We start from the raw sequence: 14,791 nt of genomic DNA, 5'->3' as shown, positions 1-14,791 counted from the left end.
ATCAGAACCGGGGTAAGTCAGGAAAGGGCAGTTGCCCGCCATGCACATGCAGGCGGCCATGCTCGGCGCAGCGGTGCAGCTCCGGGATCGCCTTGCCGGGGTTGAGCAGACCCTGCGGATCAAAAGCCTGCTTCAGCTGATGGAAGCAGGTCAGCTCTGCGCGGGAGAACTGCACACACATGGACTGGATTTTTTCCACGCCCACACCATGCTCGCCGGTGATGGCGCCACCCAGCGCGACACAGGCTTCCAGAATGCGAGCGCCAAAGGCTTCGGTGCGTTCAAACTGGCCGGGCGCGTTGGCATCAAACAGGATCAGGGGGTGCAGGTTACCGTCCCCGGCGTGAAAGACGTTGATGCAAGGCAGTCCAAACTCGGCAGACAGGGCCTCGATTTCCTGCAAGATACGCCCCAGCTGTTGGCGCGGGATGCTGCCATCCATGCAGTAATAGTCCGGAGCCAGACGGGCTGCAGCCGGGAAAGCTGCCTTGCGTCCGGCCCACAGCTGCAGGCGCTCGGCCTCGCTGTCAGATACCGTGAGTTGTGACGCGCCACGCTCCTGCAAGACGCGCAGCATGCGCTCAATATCCCCCGCCACCTCCGCCTCGCTGCCATCGGCCTCAACCAGCAGCACGGCGGCGGCATCGGTGGGGTAGATCGGGCCGACCAGCGGGGTGACCGCCTGTACGGTCGCCCGGTCCATCATCTCTACGGCGGCCGGGATGAGGCCGCTTGCAATCAGCTGCGCCACGGCATCGGCCGCCCGGTCCACCGTCGGAAAGGCCGCCATGATGACCCTGGCCAGTGGTGGTTTGGGGAGCAAACGCACTGTGACTTCAGTGATAAAGCCCAGCAGGCCTTCGCTGCCAGTCAGCAGCGGCAGCAGGTCCAGCCCCGGCGCGTCGGGCGCCGTGCCACCCAGGCTGAGGACTTCGCCGTCCATGGTGACCACCCGCAAGGCCAGTAGATTGTGGACGGTCAGACCGTATTTGAGGCAATGCACGCCGCCCGCATTCTCGGCCACATTGCCGCCAATGCTGCAGGCAATCTGGCTGGACGGGTCGGGTGCGTAGTACAGGCCATGCGGCGCAGCGGCTTCCGAGATGGCCAGGTTGCGAACGCCGGGCTGCAGCCGGGCGGTACGGGCCAGCGGGTCGAGTTCCAGCAGGCGGTTCATGCGGGAGAGCGACAGCAGGACGCCACCGGCCACCGGCAAGGCCCCGCCGGAGAGGCCGGTACCCGCACCGCGGGCGACCACCGGAACACGATACTGGCGGCATAGCGCCAGCGTGTGCAGCAGTTGCGCTTCATCAGCGGGCAAGACGACGGCCAGGGGCAATTGCTGATAAGCCGACAAGGCGTCGCATTCGAAAACGCGCATCCGCTCACGATCCACTACCCGAGCGTCAACCGGCAGGCTGGCGGCCAGATCATGCAGGAACAGGTCAGTGGTCAGGGCTGGCATGGTGGGCGGGTGATTTCCAATGCAGCCAGCTTGCGCCGGTCTGACGCGCCGGACAAGCTGGGGAAAACCCGCAATGCCAGGCTCAGGGTGTCATCGCGGTCGACGGGCTGGCGGGATGAACTTTACGATCCCATGCCCGATCAAAAAAATAATGTACCACGGTGTTGACGGCGGGTTCGACAAACGTCACCGCACCACTGACCGCCAGATTGCCAGTCATCGCATAGGTCACCCCAAAAGCGGTGCCGACGTGGACCAGCCCAAACGCTGCACTTTTGGCCATGATGGTGCTCCTGTGTCGATCTTGGTGCTAATTGTGCGCACAGTGCCTTGATTGGTAAATTTGATTGTTTTTATGAAATAAATAGCTAATGACTAAATTTTCGGTAATTCGCCTGGTGGTGGTCGTTTGCCTGAGCTGGGGGCTGGCATGGCATGCCCATGCCGCCAGTCCGGCGCTGGTGCAGGCGGCCCGTACGCAAGTGGGCAAGACCCTGATCTATGACCCGCGCTACCAGCCGCTGGCTTATCCGAATGGTGATGTGCCGATCCTGCAGGGGGTATGTACGGACGTGGTGATCCGTGCGCTACGGCGCGCTTACCAGGTTGACCTGCAGCAGCAGGTGCATAAGGACATGCGGCAGCGCTGGGCGACGTATCCCAAGCTCTGGGGCGGCAACGGCCCCGATGCCAATATCGACCACCGCCGGGTACCCAATCTGCAGGTGTTTTTCCAGCACAAAGGCATGGCCTTGCCGGTGAGTGAGCAGAATGCGGATTATCAGGCCGGGGATATCGTGACGGTACGTCTGGCCAATGGCCGCCCACACATCATGCTGGTCAGTGACCGCAAGTCTGCCAGTGGCCGTCCTTTGGTGATCCACAACATCGGCTTTGGCGCGCGTGAAGAAGACTATCTGTTTCAGGACACCATCACCGGCCATTACCGCTGGCGGCTGGCGCGTTGAGCTTGCCGCACGTTTATTTCTGAGGTGGCCAGGTCCACCAGACAATCCCGACCAGTAAACCCACCGCAATTGCGGCCTCCAGCAGCAGCCAGCCCATCCTGTATCCCTTTTTTGTGCAGGTTTGCCTTGCAGGGCGCGCCGATGCCCCCATCTGCATGAGATCATACCCGATCTCCCGCCACGCTCCACTGGAAGCTCCACATGCGCATTTCCCATACCGGCCCCGCCCCGGCACGCCGTAACGACTGGCATACCCTGAAAACCCTGTTGCCATACCTGTGGCAATACCGGGGTCGTGTGATGCTGGCCATGCTGTTCCTGCTGCTGGCCAAAGTTGCCAACGTGGCGGTGCCGTTGATGCTCAAGGCCGTGGTTGACCATTTCGAGCATGCTCCCGGGCAAGTGGCCTTGCTGATTCCACTGGGGGCCATCATTGCTTATGGCTTGCTGCGGTTTGCTTCAAGCAGCCTGGGGGAAATGCGTGACGCCGTGTTTGCCAAGGTGACACAGGGGGCGATCCGGCGCATCGCCTTGCAGGTGTTTGAACACCTGCACCGGCTCTCATTGCGCTTTCATCTGGAGCGGCAAACCGGTGGCATGAGCCGGGACATTGAGCGTGGTACCCGTGGCATTGCCTTCCTGCTCAACTTCATGCTGTTCAACATCATCCCGACGCTGGTGGAAATCGTGCTGGTGGCTGGCGTGCTGCTCAGTCGCTACGACATCTGGTTCACCATTGTTACGTTTACCTCGCTGGCCATCTACATCGCCTTCACCCTGGGGGTGACCGAATGGCGCATGGTGTTCCGCCGCACCATGAACGACATGGATTCCAAGGCCAACAGCAAGGCCATTGACGCGCTGATCAACTATGAAACGGTGAAGTACTTTGGCAATGAGGCCTATGAGTCTCGCCGTTACGACCAGAACCTGCAGGTGTGGGAGCGGGCTGCCGTCAAGAATCAGGTGTCGCTGGCCTTCCTGAATGCCGGGCAGGCGCTGATCATTGCCACGGGCGTCACCGTGCTGATGTGGCTGGCCGCACGCGGTGTGGTGAACAAGACCATGACGCTGGGGGATCTGGTACTGGTCAACGCCTTCATGATTCAGCTCTATATCCCGCTTAACTTTCTGGGCTTTGTCTACCGGGAAATCAAGCACTCCCTGGCCGACATGGAAAAAATGTTCGACCTGATGGGCGAGCCGCGCGAGGTGGAGGATGCGCCTGACGCGCGAGCCCTGAACAGCCGGGAGGTAACGGTCAGCTTCGAGCAAGTGGCCTTTGCCTATGAAGAAAAACGTCCCATTCTGCATGACGTGAGTTTCAGCATTCCCGCTGGGCGAACGGTAGCGGTGGTGGGTACCAGTGGCGCAGGCAAATCGACGCTCTCCCGCCTGTTATTCCGTTTCTATGATGTGCAGCAGGGGCGAGTTTGCATCAATGGCGAGGACATCCGTAGCCTGAGCCAGGAAAGCTTGCGCCGCCATATCGGCATCGTGCCGCAGGATACGGTGCTGTTCAACGACAGTATCTATTACAACATCGCGTATGGTCGTCCCGACGCCAGCCGGGAAGAGGTGATTGAAGCGGCGCGCGCCGCCCATATTCATGATTTTGTCAGCAGCTTGCCGGATGGCTATGACACGCTGGTGGGTGAGCGGGGCCTCAAGCTCTCCGGCGGCGAGAAGCAGCGGGTGGCGATTGCGCGCACCATCCTCAAGAATCCGCCCATCCTGGTGCTGGATGAGGCCACTTCCGCACTGGATTCGCGTACCGAGCAGGCCATCCAGGAGGAGCTGCGGCAGATCGCCAGCAACCGTACCACCTTGATCGTGGCGCACCGGCTGTCCACCATCGTGCATGCAGATACCATTCTGGTGATGGAAGGCGGGCGCATCATCGAGCAGGGTACACACAGTGAATTGCTCGACCAATCAGGCACTTATGCGCGCATGTGGGCGCTGCAGCAGCAAGTTGAATCGTGATGTGTTACATAAAAATACTTGTATAAACCCTTCATTTTGTTTATTTTTATTGTATTGAGAATACTGAAATAGAGAGGGGCGAGCCATGGATGCACGCTTGACCTTCCCCCGATTGCTGCTGTTGGGCCTGCTGGGTGGGGTGTTGACCCTGCCGGTCGCCGCACGTGATGTCAAACCGGCTACCCGGCAGAAACCGGGTCACCGCGTCAGTGTGACCCTGCCGGGCAAGGCGCAGGCCGTCAGTCTGGACGCACGGCTGCCGACCGAGGCCATGGCCGAGAGCGAGGACACCCTGATCAGCTCGCTGGATGAGCTGCGCTCCTCCGCCGTACTGATCCAGCACGCCGATACTGGCGCAGTCATTTATCAGCGCAACGCCAAAGTGCGGGTGCCCATTGCCTCGCTGACCAAGCTGATGACGGCGGTTGTGGTGCTGGATGCCCATCTGGCTCTGGACATGCCGGTGACGGTGGAAGAAGACGATGTCGACCAGTTGCGGCATAGCAGCTCACACCTGATGGTAGGGACCACCGCCAGCCGGGAAGACATGTTGCGACTCGCTCTGATGTCATCCGAAAACCGGGCGGCAGCGTTGCTGGCACGCACCTATCCGGGGGGTACCGAGGCCTTTGTGGCACGCATGAACCGCAAGGCACGTAGCCTGGGCATGGTGAACACCCACTTTGTGGATTCCAGCGGGCTGGGTAACGGCAATGTCTCCACGGCTGAGGATCTGGTCAAATTGGTGGACGCTGCCGCACGCTATCCGCTGATCCGCCAGTACACGACAACCGAGAGCTATGTGCTGAATCCGCTGGCGGGAGGGCGGGTACGCCAGTTTGGCAACACCAACCCGCTGGTGCGCGACACGCAGTGGGACATCGACCTCAGCAAGACGGGGTTCACCAATGAGGCGGGCAAGTGTCTGGTGCTCAAAGCCCGTATCGACCGTACGCCAGTGGTGATGATTCTGCTGGATTCGGCTGGGCGCATGACCCGCGTAGGCGATGCGATCCGGGTCCGGCGCTGGCTGGAGCGTAATCCGGCTGCCCTGCATCAGAAAGTAGCACTGGTCAAACCGCAGGCACCGCGCAGCTAAGTGCTTCACCCCGAGGCAGGCGCGGTTTAGCGGCGGTCGTTGGCGGGCTGGGCGCGACGCAAGCCTGCCAACCATAGCAATGCTTGAATAAGATGCATAAGGCCTCCCGTAGTGGAGGCCTTATTGTATTTTAAATGAGAATTGTTTTCAAATATGCCACTACCGGCACAGTCGCGCCCTCTGGCATCAGCTGCGTACATCAGATCATCTGGAAGAGCTGCTGGAAATTCACCACCTGGAACACTTCCAGTACAAAGCCGGTACAGTTGGACAGCACCACGCTCTTGCCACTGACCGCCGCTTTTTCCTTCAACAGCAACAACATGCCCAAGGCTGAGCTGTCGACATACTCCACCTGTGAGAAATCAATTGTCAGCTGTTTGCAATCAGCCAGTTCGAGCGGCGCCTGATAGGCTTCACGGAAATCACGGTGTGCACTGAAGTCAAAACGACCAGACAGGTGCAGGGTGGCAGTATCGCCTTGGGTCTGAACTTCGATATGCATGGGCGGCTCCGGGGGCATTGCAGATAATGTGCTTCACTCTTATTGTGGCATGGATTCAGCGGATTGCCACTGCTGCACCACCAATTGCAGGCGGCTGCGCCCGGCATAGCGGTTGATGCTGATGCGATAGGCAATGCTGATACGGTCGGGCAGGAAGTCTACCTGATTGAACAGGATGGCATCAAAAGCCTGACCGTCGGCACTGGTCAGTTGCAGCTTGAGGTGGCGTTCACCCACCACCCGCTGGCTGCTGACCCGGAAATACCCACGGTAAACGGGCTCGGCAAAGCCCTGCCCCCAGACTTGCGATTCCAGCGCTTCCGCCAGTGGCAGAGTCAATTCATGAGGCGGTAGTGTGCCATCGGTTTCCAGTTGGCGTTGCAACTGGGCGGGCTGCAGCCACTGCTGGGCAACGTCTTCAAAGCACGCTGCAAAGCGGGGAAAGTCCGCTTCCGCCAGGGTGAGACCTGCCGCCGCCGCATGCCCGCCAAACTTGTGCAGCAAGTCGGGATGCTGCTTGCTGACCCAGTCCAGCGCGTCGCGCAGATGGAAGCCCGCGATCGAGCGTCCCGAGCCTTTGAGCAGGCCATCCTGCCCGCGTGCAAATACCAGTGTCGGACGGTGAAAGCGCTCTTTCAGTCGGCCAGCCAGCAGGCCCACCACACCCTGATGCCAGTCGCGGTCATACAGCACGATGCTGTGCTGTTGGCCGAGCTGTTCCAGATCGACCCGGTTCAGCGCCACCTCCTGCATGTCGGCTTCAATGTCCTTGCGTGCCTGGTTCAATTGCTCCAGTTCACTTGCCCAGCGGCGGGTCTGCGCCGGGTCGTCAGATAGCAGACACTGGATGCCAATCGTCATGTCCTCCAGGCGACCGGCGGCGTTCAGGCGCGGTCCCAGCACAAAGCCCAGCTCATAGTGTCCGGCAAAGTCCAGCGAGCGTCCGGCGGCCTCCGCCAGAGCCCGGATGCCGCTGCAGGCCTGGCCCGCACGCATACGGCGCAGGCCTTGATAAACAAGGCAGCGGTTAAGCGCATCCAGTGGCACCACATCGGCAACCGTGCCGAGTGCCACCAAGTCCAGCAGGGTGGCCAGATTCGGTTGATTCTCCGGGGTGAAGTGCCCGCGTTCGCGCAGGGCGGCGCGGGTGGCGAGCAGCACATAGAACATCACCCCAACGCCCGCCATGGCCTTGCTGGGGAAGTCACAACCGGGCTGGTTGGGGTTGACGATGGCCGCCGCTTCCGGCAGCTGTGGCCCCGGCAAGTGATGATCGGTAATCAGTACGGGCAACCCGCGTGCCTGAGCGGCGGCCACGCCGTCCAGACTGGCGATGCCGTTATCGACGGTCACCAGCAGATCCGGCAGGCGCTCGGCGGCCAGTTCAACGATTTCGGGGGTCAAGCCGTAACCATATTCGAAACGGTTGGGCACCAGAAAATCGACGATGCCCCCCAGCATGCGCAAGCCACGCACCGCCACCGCGCAGGCGGTGGCACCATCGGCATCATAGTCGGCAATGATGAGGATGCGTTTGCCTTGCTGCAGACAGTCTGCCAGCAATTGCCCTGCGGCTGCAGCCCCCTTCATGCGGGTAAAGTCCGGCAGTTGTTGCAGTCGATAGTCGAGCTGTTCCAGCTGGGTCACGCCGCGGGCGGCGTATAGCCGAGCCAGTGCGGGCGGAATGCGGGCAGCCAGCAGACGCTGCAGGGCGTCGCCGGGAATGGGGCGGTCGATGAGTTGCATGGGCGGCATTGTACGGCAGATGCCTGTGGGTTGCTTGTGTCGGCTTAGCTCAGGTGGTAACCGTCGGCGCGCAAGGCGGCCTTGAGCCACTCGCAAGCGGTGTCGGCCTCGGCAGCAGGACCGGTGACGCCAAACTCGATGACCGGTGGCTTGGGCTGCTGCGGGTCGATGCTATGAGGCAGGCTGGAGAGCCGTAGAGCCGGGTAGTGGGCGACAAACTGCTCCATCAGCGGCAGCAGCACGCTTTCGCGCGCGTCATGGCAGAGGAAACTGCGGGTTTGCTGCCGAGGGGCGTGCAGGTCAGGGTACACCTGTGCCAGTACCCAGCGCACCATGGGCCAGGCCATATTGGGGAAACCGGGCACAAAATGGTGATGTTGCCAGGAAAAGCCCGGCACCCGGTTGACGGGGTTGGGAATCAGTCGTGCGCCTTGTGGGAATTCGACCATGCGAACCCGGTTGGGCCAGGCTTCTGCACCAAACTGGGCCTCCAGCTCGCGGATACCTTCCGGGTGCTGCAACAAAGGCACACCTGCCGCCAGCGCAAAAGCCTGCCGGCTCTGGTCATCCGGCGTGGCACCGATGCCGCCGAAGGAGAACACGATGTCATCGGTTTGCAGGGAGCGGGCATAGGCGGCCGCCTGTTGCTCCCGGTCATCACCCAGATACTGGCACCAGCCCAGCTGCAGCCCCCGCTCGCTCAAGATGTCGATCAGCGCAGTGAGGTGTTTGTCCTGGCGGCGACCGGACAGAATCTCGTCACCAATGATGTAGGCACCGATGGCAGGCATGGTAAAGCTCGTTCAAGGCAAGACGGCATAGCTTAGCGCATGACGCGGGCCGCTGTCAGGACTTGGGTGTCGTTCAGGTGAGCAGCAGTGCGGTGATGCCTTCAAGGGGCTGGATGCGGGTCGCTGATGAAGCCGATTTGCTTCACGCCCTGGCGTGAGGCTTCGGCCATGATGTCGGCCAGCGCCTGGTAGCGGGTAGACTGGTCCGCGCGCAGGTGCAACGCCGGTTGCGGTTGCTGCCGGGCCAGCTGCTGCAGGCGAAGGCCTAACTGCTCGCGCGGAATCTGCGCACCATCCCAGAACAGCTGCCCCTGCGCATCCAGCGACAATTCCACCTTGGCGGGCTCGGGGGGCGTGGCACTGGATTGTGCGTTCGGCAGGGACAACCGTACGGCATGGGTCATCAGCGGGGCAGACAGCATGAAGATCACCAGCAGTACCAGCATCACGTCGATCAGTGGCACCATATTGATCTCAGCCTGTGGGCCTTGCGCGTGCCCGCCAAATCGTCCAAATGCCATGGCTAACTCCTCAGGCCTGACCGGCAACCAGTTTCAGCTCAGGATGCGGGGTTGCCGGTGCCCGCACCGGCTCGCCGCTGACCATGAAATTGAAAAGGTCGTAGGCAAAGGAATCCAGCCGTGCCTGCAGCACCCGGTTACGCCGGGTCAGGGCGTTGTAGGCGAGTACAGCGGGGATGGCGACACCCAGCCCGATGCCGGTCATGATCAGCGCTTCACCCACCGGTCCCGCCACTTGCTCCAGCCCCACCATGCCGCTGCTGCCGATGGACACCAACGCCCGGTACACCCCCCACACCGTGCCGAACAGGCCCACAAACGGTGCCGTGGCGCCGACGGAGGCGAGCAGGGTCAGGCCGTTTTCCATACGCGCGGTTTCTTCGTCGATGGACTTGCGCAGCGTACGGGTCAGATAGTCCCCCAGCGAGCCTGCCTCCGCCAGGCGGGTCGCGCCATGGCGTTTGTGCTGGCTGCGGGCATGCAATGCGTGCTGGGTCATCAGGGTAAAGCTGTCACGCGCTGGTGCCTGCTCCAGCGTGCGAGCAACTTCATCCAGTGAGGGTGCCGCCCAGAAGCGTTCCAGGAATTGCTGCGCGAGCTGACGCTCCTGCCAGGTCTGCCACAGTTTCATCAGCACCACATACCAGCTGCCCACCGACATCAGCAGCAAGACCGCCAGCAGGGTGTGCCCCACCGCATCGGCCTGGGAGAGAAAATGCAAGATGCCGGTTTCCGGAGTGTTCATGAGCTGACCTCTTCTGCTGCTTCCAGCTTGAAATGAATGGGAACGATGGTCCACGCTGACTGGGCGCGACCATTGATGCTATAGGGGCGGAACACAGCCTGGGCTACCGCGCGACTGGCGGCACGGTCCAGGCGGTTGAAGCCGGAGGAACGGTGAATCTGCACTTCGGCGGCGTGGCCTTGCTCATCCACCAGCACCTTGACCATGACGGTGCCTTGCTCCCCCAGTCGGCGCGAGGCCGCCGGGAATTCTGGTGCAGGTTCGCGCAGGTAGGCCACCCCACTGACCAGCCGCGGCCCAGGGGTATCGTCCTCACTGCTGCGGTTGTTGCCTGCTGCCGAGCCTGGGGCGGGGCCAGTGGTGGGTGGTGTGGCGGGTTTGGCCACTGCGGTGGCAGCAGGCGCACTCTCCGGCGCGGGCGACGCAGCCGGAGGCGTGGCGGGTGCTGGTGCGGCAGGGTCCGGGGTGATACGAGTGGGTGGCACGACCGGGGAAACGGGCTCCGGGCGAGCAACTGGCGTAGTGGCCGTAGGGCGTGGTGTGGGCGGATGCTTGACCTGCGGGGCCGCTGCCGGGGTGATGGCGGGGGCGGCGGCAAGGGGCGGCGCGGGTGTGGCTGGGTTGGGCGGATCTTCGACCAGACTGACCATCATCACACTGGCAGGTGAGGTTGCCGGGTGTGCGACCGTGAGCCGGGACATGCCATACAGCAGGGCCGCATGCAAGCTGATCAAAAGGGCCAGCAGTGCCGGTCTGCGCCACCCTGGCAGGGTAGGCAGACGGGGTGCGGTCAGGGCAAGGCTGGCATTCATGCTTAAATGATAATGGTTTTTGTTAACCTTATCAATCGCATATCTTGCCCAAAAAAAAACAGGCCGCTTAACGCGGCCTGCCTGCCGGATCGAACTCAGCGAGTACGGCCGTCCGCCTGCAAGCGAGCTTGCACATAGCGCTGCACGCCTTCCTGCACAGTCAGGAATTCGCCCTCATAACCGGCTTCACGCAGCAGTACGGTATCGGCCTCGGTGAAGCTCTGGTACTTGCCCTTCAGGGCATCGGGGAAGGCAATGTATTCCAGGATGCCTTGCGCCACCAGCTCGCCGAGCGGCAGTGCCGGTTTGCCCTCGGCTTCGCGGCAGGCATTGGCAACCGCCACGGCGACATCATTGAAGCTCTGCGCCCGACCGGTGCCACAGTTGAAGATGCCGCCCACTTCCGGGTGATCCAGAAAGTGCAGGTTCACCTTCACCACGTCTTCCACCGAGATGAAATCACGCAATTGCTCGCCATCGGCGTAGCCATCATTGCCTTCAAACAGCTTGATCTTGCCGTTTGCCCAGTACTGGTTGTACAGATGGAAGGCGACGGACGCCATGCGGCCTTTGTGCTGCTCGCGCGGGCCATACACATTGAAGTAGCGCAGGCCGACTACCGGTGCAGTGAGTTCCTCCATGCGGCGACGTACCACCTGGTCAAACAGGAATTTGGAGTAGCCGTAGACGTTCAGCGGGCCTTCAAACTCGCGGTCTTCGCGGAAAGTGGTGGTTGCACCGTAAACCGCCGCACTGGAGGCATAGATGAAGGGGATCTCTTCCTGCTGGCAGAAGTCCAGCAGGTGCAGCGAGTAGCGGTAGTTGTTCTCCATCATGTACTGGCCGTCGTGCTCCATGGTGTCGGAGCACGCGCCCTGGTGCAGGATGGCGGTGAGTTGCTCATCCAGGCTGCCATCCGCAATCAGGCTGATGAAGTCATCACGGTCCAGGTAATCGGCAATGTCGCAGTCCACCAGATTGCGGAATTTGTCGCCTTCCTTCAGGTGATCGACCGCCAGAATGTCTGTAATGCCACGCTCATTGAGGGCCTTGACCAGATTGGAGCCAATAAAGCCTGCTGCCCCGGTAACCACATACATATTTGCATCCTTTCCATGGGCAGTGACTGCCCGTCGTGCCTGTCAGGCAAACAATTCATCCGGCAGTGCGACTGCAGTGCCCAGCTTGCCCACCACGATGCCTGCAGCGCGATTGGCCCACTCCACGGCGTCTGGCAGCGGTTGGCCTGCCGCCAGCATCAAGCCCAGGGTGCCAATCACGGTATCCCCAGCGCCGGTCACGTCGAACACTTCGCGCGCCACCGTTTGCTGATGCCAGCTTTGATCGGCGCCGAACAGGGTCATGCCTTCTTCGCTACGGGTGACCAGCAGCGCATCCAGCCCGAAGCGCTGCCGCACTTCACGCGCCTTGTGGGTCAGCTCGGCCTCGTTCTGCCAGCTGCCTGCCACTTCGCGGAATTCGCTGCGGTTGGGGGTAATCAGGCTGGCGCCGTGGTAGCGTTGCCAGTCCGAGCCTTTGGGATCGACCAGCACCGGCTTGCCTGCGGCGCGGGCGGTCTGGATCATCTGCTGGATGTGGGCGAGGCCACCCTTGCCATAGTCCGACAGAATTACCACATCGTGCTTGGGCAGGCGCGCTTCAAAATCGGCCAGCTTGGCGGCCAAGATCTCGTGGCTGGGCTGGGTTTCAAAGTCGATGCGCAGCAGCTGTTGCTGGCGACCGATCACCCGCAGTTTGACGGTGGTGACAAAGTCGCGGTCGCGCAGCAGGCTGGTATCCACCCCTTCTTCCAGCAGCAGGCGCTGCAGGGTGCTGGCGGGTTCATCATCTCCCGCTACGGAGAGCAGGCTGACCTTGCCGCCCAGTGCGGCAATATTGCGCGCCACATTGGCCGCCCCACCGGGGCGCTCTTCGCTGCGGTCCACCTTGACCACCGGTACCGGGGCCTCCGGCGAAATGCGGTTGACGTCGCCGAACCAGTAGCGGTCCAGCATCACGTCGCCAACCACCAGAACGCGCGCCGATTTCAACCGTTCGCGCAGTGCGGCTGCTTGCACAGTCATGCGTATCCTGCTTGAGTACGTCAAAAGAAGAATTGTAGCGCGAAAGCGGGTGCAGCGGCGCAGCACACACAGCGGGTCACAGTGCTTGTCGCCAGCGGGGCAGGCCGGTAAACTCCGCCTATTTCAAGGCGTTATTGCAATATGGCCCTTGCCCCGACTTCCAACGTACCTGCGCTGTATGAGCTGAAAAGCGCCACACTGACCTTGATCGCAGTGGTGCTGAAAAGCGTCGATCTCGACTTGCTGGCCCGCGAGCTGGCCGAGCATCTGGGTAAAACCCCCAATTTCTTCAGCCACGATCCGGTGGTGATTGATCTGGGTGCCGTACGTGATGAAGGCGTGCCTGATTTTGCAGTCCTGCTGCCGCTGTTGCAGCAGTACAAGATGGTGCCGGTGGCGGCGCGTGGGGGCAATGACGCGCAAATGGATGCTGCGCTGGCCGCCGGGCTGACCGAAGCGCCGGAAACCACTGCGCCGCGTGGCGAGCCGGTGGAGGTGGTGCGCGAAGTGGTCAAGGAGGTGGTGAAGGAAGTGGTACGTGAGGTACCGGTTCCTGCTGCTGCCGCCACCACAGTGGTGGTCGACAAGCCCCTGCGTTCCGGCCAGCAGGTCTACGCCAAGGGGGCGGATCTGGTGGTGCTGGCCATGGTGAGCCATGGTGCAGAAGTGATCGCCGATGGCAGCATTCATGTCTATGCGCCCTTGCGTGGCAAGGCGATTGCCGGTGCGCGTGGCAATACGGAGGCGCGGATTTTCAGCACCTGCTTGGAGCCGGAACTGATTTCGATTGCTGGTATCTATCGCACCATGGAAACGCCGCTGCCTGCGGACATTGCCGGAAAACCGGCCCAGGTGCGGCTGGAAGGTGAAAAAATGGTGATGCTGCCGCTCAACCTGTGAGCAGCATCCTGCCGGGTGAACCGGCGCTGGCAACCGGGCAAGCAGCCGGGTTGCATGTTTGATCTGGAAAGGAAGAAGATTCGATGGCCAAAATCATCGTGGTGACCTCAGGCAAGGGGGGGGTGGGCAAGACCACCACCAGCGCCAGTTTTGCCTCCGGTCTGGCCCTGCGTGGCTTCAAGACAGCGGTGATCGACTTTGACGTCGGCCTGCGTAATCTGGACCTGATCATGGGCTGCGAGCGTCGGGTGGTGTACGACCTGATTAACGTGATCCACAACGAAGCCAATCTCAACCAGGCGCTGATCAAGGACAAGCAGTGCGACAATCTGTTCGTGCTGCCTGCCTCGCAAACCCGCGACAAGGATGCCCTGACGCAAGAGGGGGTGGAGCGGGTACTGAAAGACATGGCCGACATGGGCTTTGAGTACATCGTGTGTGATTCCCCGGCCGGGATCGAAACCGGTGCCTTGCTGGCCATGCATTTTGCTGATGAAGCGCTGGTGGTGACCAACCCGGAAGTCTCGTCGGTGCGCGATTCCGACCGCATCCTCGGCATGCTGGGCTCCAAGACCAAGCGTGCCATTGAAGGCCTGCCGCCGGTGAAGGAGCACCTGCTGATTACCCGCTATAACCCGCTGCGGGTGGAAGACGGGCAAATGCTGTCGCTGGAAGACATCCAGGAGATCCTGCGTATCGACCTGATCGGGGTGATCCCGGAGTCGGAGGCGGTGTTGCAGGCCTCCAACCAAGGGGTGCCAGCGGTGCACATGCATGGTTCCGATGTATCGGAAGCCTACAAGGATGTGGTGGCCCGTTTCCTTGGTGAAGACAAGCCGCTGCGCTTTATTGAGGCCGTCAAACCCGGCTTCTTCAAGCGACTGTTCGGCGGGAGGTAAGCATGTCCTTCCTGTCTTTTCTGCTTGGCGAGAAAAAGAAGTCGGCCAGTGTGGCCAAGGAGCGCCTGCAGATCATCCTGGCGCATGAGCGCAGCAGTCGCAGCGATGCCAGCCCGGATTATCTGCCTGCCTTGCAGCGCGAGCTGGTGGCGGTGATTTCCAAGTATGTGTCGATCAACCCGGATGACATCAAGGTGAATCTGGAGCGCCAGGATAATCTGGATGTGCTGGAAGTCAAAATCGAGCTGCCGGAAGTCAGTCGCTGATTCA

At 61.5% G+C, this 14,791-nt stretch carries 16 protein-coding genes; 6 read left to right on the top strand and 10 right to left on the bottom strand.

The annotated features are described in order from the left end of the window. Window position 1: 1 nt before the first annotated feature. The gene (locus tag ACE3O2_RS09130; protein WP_374336799.1) at window positions 2-1,465 is read right to left on the bottom strand and encodes an FAD-linked oxidase C-terminal domain-containing protein; all 1,464 of its coding nucleotides are present in this window, start codon (window positions 1,463-1,465) and stop codon (window positions 2-4) included. A gap of 82 nt (window positions 1,466-1,547) precedes the next feature. Further along, window positions 1,548-1,748 carry a DUF2061 domain-containing protein gene (locus ACE3O2_RS09125; RefSeq protein ID WP_374336797.1) on the bottom strand — a complete coding sequence of 67 codons (201 nt, stop codon included), beginning with the start codon at window positions 1,746-1,748 and terminating at the stop codon, window positions 1,548-1,550. A gap of 88 nt (window positions 1,749-1,836) precedes the next feature. On the opposite strand from ACE3O2_RS09125, the gene ACE3O2_RS09120 reads away from it, so the two are divergent. The 3 genes from ACE3O2_RS09120 (at window position 1,837) to pbpG (ending at window position 5,518) form a co-directional block, all read left to right on the top strand. Beyond that, the gene (locus ACE3O2_RS09120) at window positions 1,837-2,433 is read left to right on the top strand and encodes a DUF1287 domain-containing protein (RefSeq protein ID WP_374336795.1); all 597 of its coding nucleotides are present in this window, start codon (window positions 1,837-1,839) and stop codon (window positions 2,431-2,433) included. A gap of 201 nt (window positions 2,434-2,634) precedes the next feature. After that, the gene (locus tag ACE3O2_RS09115) at window positions 2,635-4,419 is read left to right on the top strand and encodes an ABC transporter ATP-binding protein/permease (protein WP_168877740.1); all 1,785 of its coding nucleotides are present in this window, start codon (window positions 2,635-2,637) and stop codon (window positions 4,417-4,419) included. A gap of 85 nt (window positions 4,420-4,504) precedes the next feature. Continuing rightward, on the top strand, window positions 4,505-5,518 hold the full coding sequence (gene pbpG / locus ACE3O2_RS09110; protein ID WP_374336793.1) for a D-alanyl-D-alanine endopeptidase: 1,014 nt from the start codon (window positions 4,505-4,507) through the stop codon (window positions 5,516-5,518). A gap of 199 nt (window positions 5,519-5,717) precedes the next feature. On the opposite strand, the gene ACE3O2_RS09105 is transcribed toward pbpG, so the two are convergent. The 8 genes from ACE3O2_RS09105 to rfaE1 form a co-directional block, all read right to left on the bottom strand. Continuing rightward, window positions 5,718-6,023 carry an STAS domain-containing protein gene (locus ACE3O2_RS09105; RefSeq protein WP_374336791.1) on the bottom strand — a complete coding sequence of 102 codons (306 nt, stop codon included), beginning with the start codon at window positions 6,021-6,023 and terminating at the stop codon, window positions 5,718-5,720. Between the two features lie 39 nt (window positions 6,024-6,062). Beyond that, window positions 6,063-7,769, bottom strand: a complete 1,707-nt coding sequence (gene recJ, locus ACE3O2_RS09100; protein WP_374336789.1) for a single-stranded-DNA-specific exonuclease RecJ — start codon at window positions 7,767-7,769, stop codon at window positions 6,063-6,065. Between the two features lie 44 nt (window positions 7,770-7,813). After that, a complete protein-coding gene (locus ACE3O2_RS09095) occupies window positions 7,814-8,560 on the bottom strand; it encodes a competence/damage-inducible protein A (protein WP_374336787.1) in 747 nt (248 codons plus the stop codon). A 101-nt stretch (window positions 8,561-8,661) separates the two neighbouring features. Beyond that, a complete protein-coding gene (locus tag ACE3O2_RS09090) occupies window positions 8,662-9,081 on the bottom strand; it encodes an ExbD/TolR family protein (RefSeq protein WP_374336785.1) in 420 nt (139 codons plus the stop codon). A 10-nt stretch (window positions 9,082-9,091) separates the two neighbouring features. Further along, a complete protein-coding gene (locus ACE3O2_RS09085; protein ID WP_168877734.1) occupies window positions 9,092-9,826 on the bottom strand; it encodes a MotA/TolQ/ExbB proton channel family protein in 735 nt (244 codons plus the stop codon). Beyond that, window positions 9,823-10,638 carry an energy transducer TonB gene (locus ACE3O2_RS09080; protein ID WP_374336783.1) on the bottom strand — a complete coding sequence of 272 codons (816 nt, stop codon included), beginning with the start codon at window positions 10,636-10,638 and terminating at the stop codon, window positions 9,823-9,825. The genes ACE3O2_RS09085 and ACE3O2_RS09080 overlap by 4 nt, the downstream gene beginning before the upstream one ends. A 95-nt stretch (window positions 10,639-10,733) precedes the next feature. Beyond that, on the bottom strand, window positions 10,734-11,738 hold the full coding sequence (gene rfaD / locus ACE3O2_RS09075; protein WP_374336781.1) for an ADP-glyceromanno-heptose 6-epimerase: 1,005 nt from the start codon (window positions 11,736-11,738) through the stop codon (window positions 10,734-10,736). A 42-nt stretch (window positions 11,739-11,780) separates the two neighbouring features. Continuing rightward, on the bottom strand, window positions 11,781-12,722 hold the full coding sequence (gene rfaE1 / locus ACE3O2_RS09070) for a D-glycero-beta-D-manno-heptose-7-phosphate kinase (RefSeq protein WP_168877731.1): 942 nt from the start codon (window positions 12,720-12,722) through the stop codon (window positions 11,781-11,783). A 141-nt stretch (window positions 12,723-12,863) separates the two neighbouring features. On the opposite strand from rfaE1, the gene minC reads away from it, so the two are divergent. The 3 genes from minC (at window position 12,864) to minE (ending at window position 14,787) form a co-directional block, all read left to right on the top strand. Beyond that, the gene (minC, locus tag ACE3O2_RS09065) at window positions 12,864-13,622 is read left to right on the top strand and encodes a septum site-determining protein MinC (RefSeq protein ID WP_374336780.1); all 759 of its coding nucleotides are present in this window, start codon (window positions 12,864-12,866) and stop codon (window positions 13,620-13,622) included. Window positions 13,623-13,705: 83 nt separating this feature from the next. Beyond that, window positions 13,706-14,521 (top strand): septum site-determining protein MinD, encoded by an 816-nt coding sequence (gene minD / locus ACE3O2_RS09060; RefSeq protein ID WP_374336778.1) that lies wholly within the window; start codon window positions 13,706-13,708, stop codon window positions 14,519-14,521. 2 nt (window positions 14,522-14,523) lie between these two features. Beyond that, on the top strand, window positions 14,524-14,787 hold the full coding sequence (gene minE, locus ACE3O2_RS09055; protein ID WP_374336776.1) for a cell division topological specificity factor MinE: 264 nt from the start codon (window positions 14,524-14,526) through the stop codon (window positions 14,785-14,787). Window positions 14,788-14,791 lie beyond the last annotated feature (4 nt).

It is taken from the genome of Leeia sp. (assembly GCF_041909055.1).
GTDB lineage: Bacteria > Pseudomonadota > Gammaproteobacteria > Burkholderiales > Leeiaceae > Leeia > Leeia aquatica.
Note: the sequence above shows the minus strand (reverse complement) of the source record. Positions and strands in the feature narration are given on the sequence as shown.

What these genes read in the sequence shown, in the direction of transcription:
- ACE3O2_RS09130 (WP_374336799.1), bottom strand. Translation starts at nt 1,465, where the DNA reads ATGCCAGCCCTGACCACTGACCTGTTCCTGCATGATCTGGCCGCCAGC.
- ACE3O2_RS09125 (WP_374336797.1), bottom strand. Translation starts at nt 1,748, where the DNA reads ATGGCCAAAAGTGCAGCGTTTGGGCTGGTCCACGTCGGCACCGCTTTT.
- ACE3O2_RS09120 (WP_374336795.1), top strand. Translation starts at nt 1,837, where the DNA reads ATGACTAAATTTTCGGTAATTCGCCTGGTGGTGGTCGTTTGCCTGAGC.
- ACE3O2_RS09115 (WP_168877740.1), top strand. Translation starts at nt 2,635, where the DNA reads ATGCGCATTTCCCATACCGGCCCCGCCCCGGCACGCCGTAACGACTGG.
- pbpG (WP_374336793.1), top strand. Translation starts at nt 4,505, where the DNA reads ATGGATGCACGCTTGACCTTCCCCCGATTGCTGCTGTTGGGCCTGCTG.
- ACE3O2_RS09105 (WP_374336791.1), bottom strand. Translation starts at nt 6,023, where the DNA reads ATGCATATCGAAGTTCAGACCCAAGGCGATACTGCCACCCTGCACCTG.
- recJ (WP_374336789.1), bottom strand. Translation starts at nt 7,769, where the DNA reads ATGCAACTCATCGACCGCCCCATTCCCGGCGACGCCCTGCAGCGTCTG.
- ACE3O2_RS09095 (WP_374336787.1), bottom strand. Translation starts at nt 8,560, where the DNA reads ATGCCTGCCATCGGTGCCTACATCATTGGTGACGAGATTCTGTCCGGT.
- ACE3O2_RS09090 (WP_374336785.1), bottom strand. Translation starts at nt 9,081, where the DNA reads ATGGCATTTGGACGATTTGGCGGGCACGCGCAAGGCCCACAGGCTGAG.
- ACE3O2_RS09085 (WP_168877734.1), bottom strand. Translation starts at nt 9,826, where the DNA reads ATGAACACTCCGGAAACCGGCATCTTGCATTTTCTCTCCCAGGCCGAT.
- ACE3O2_RS09080 (WP_374336783.1), bottom strand. Translation starts at nt 10,638, where the DNA reads ATGAATGCCAGCCTTGCCCTGACCGCACCCCGTCTGCCTACCCTGCCA.
- rfaD (WP_374336781.1), bottom strand. Translation starts at nt 11,738, where the DNA reads ATGTATGTGGTTACCGGGGCAGCAGGCTTTATTGGCTCCAATCTGGTC.
- rfaE1 (WP_168877731.1), bottom strand. Translation starts at nt 12,722, where the DNA reads ATGACTGTGCAAGCAGCCGCACTGCGCGAACGGTTGAAATCGGCGCGC.
- minC (WP_374336780.1), top strand. Translation starts at nt 12,864, where the DNA reads ATGGCCCTTGCCCCGACTTCCAACGTACCTGCGCTGTATGAGCTGAAA.
- minD (WP_374336778.1), top strand. Translation starts at nt 13,706, where the DNA reads ATGGCCAAAATCATCGTGGTGACCTCAGGCAAGGGGGGGGTGGGCAAG.
- minE (WP_374336776.1), top strand. Translation starts at nt 14,524, where the DNA reads ATGTCCTTCCTGTCTTTTCTGCTTGGCGAGAAAAAGAAGTCGGCCAGT.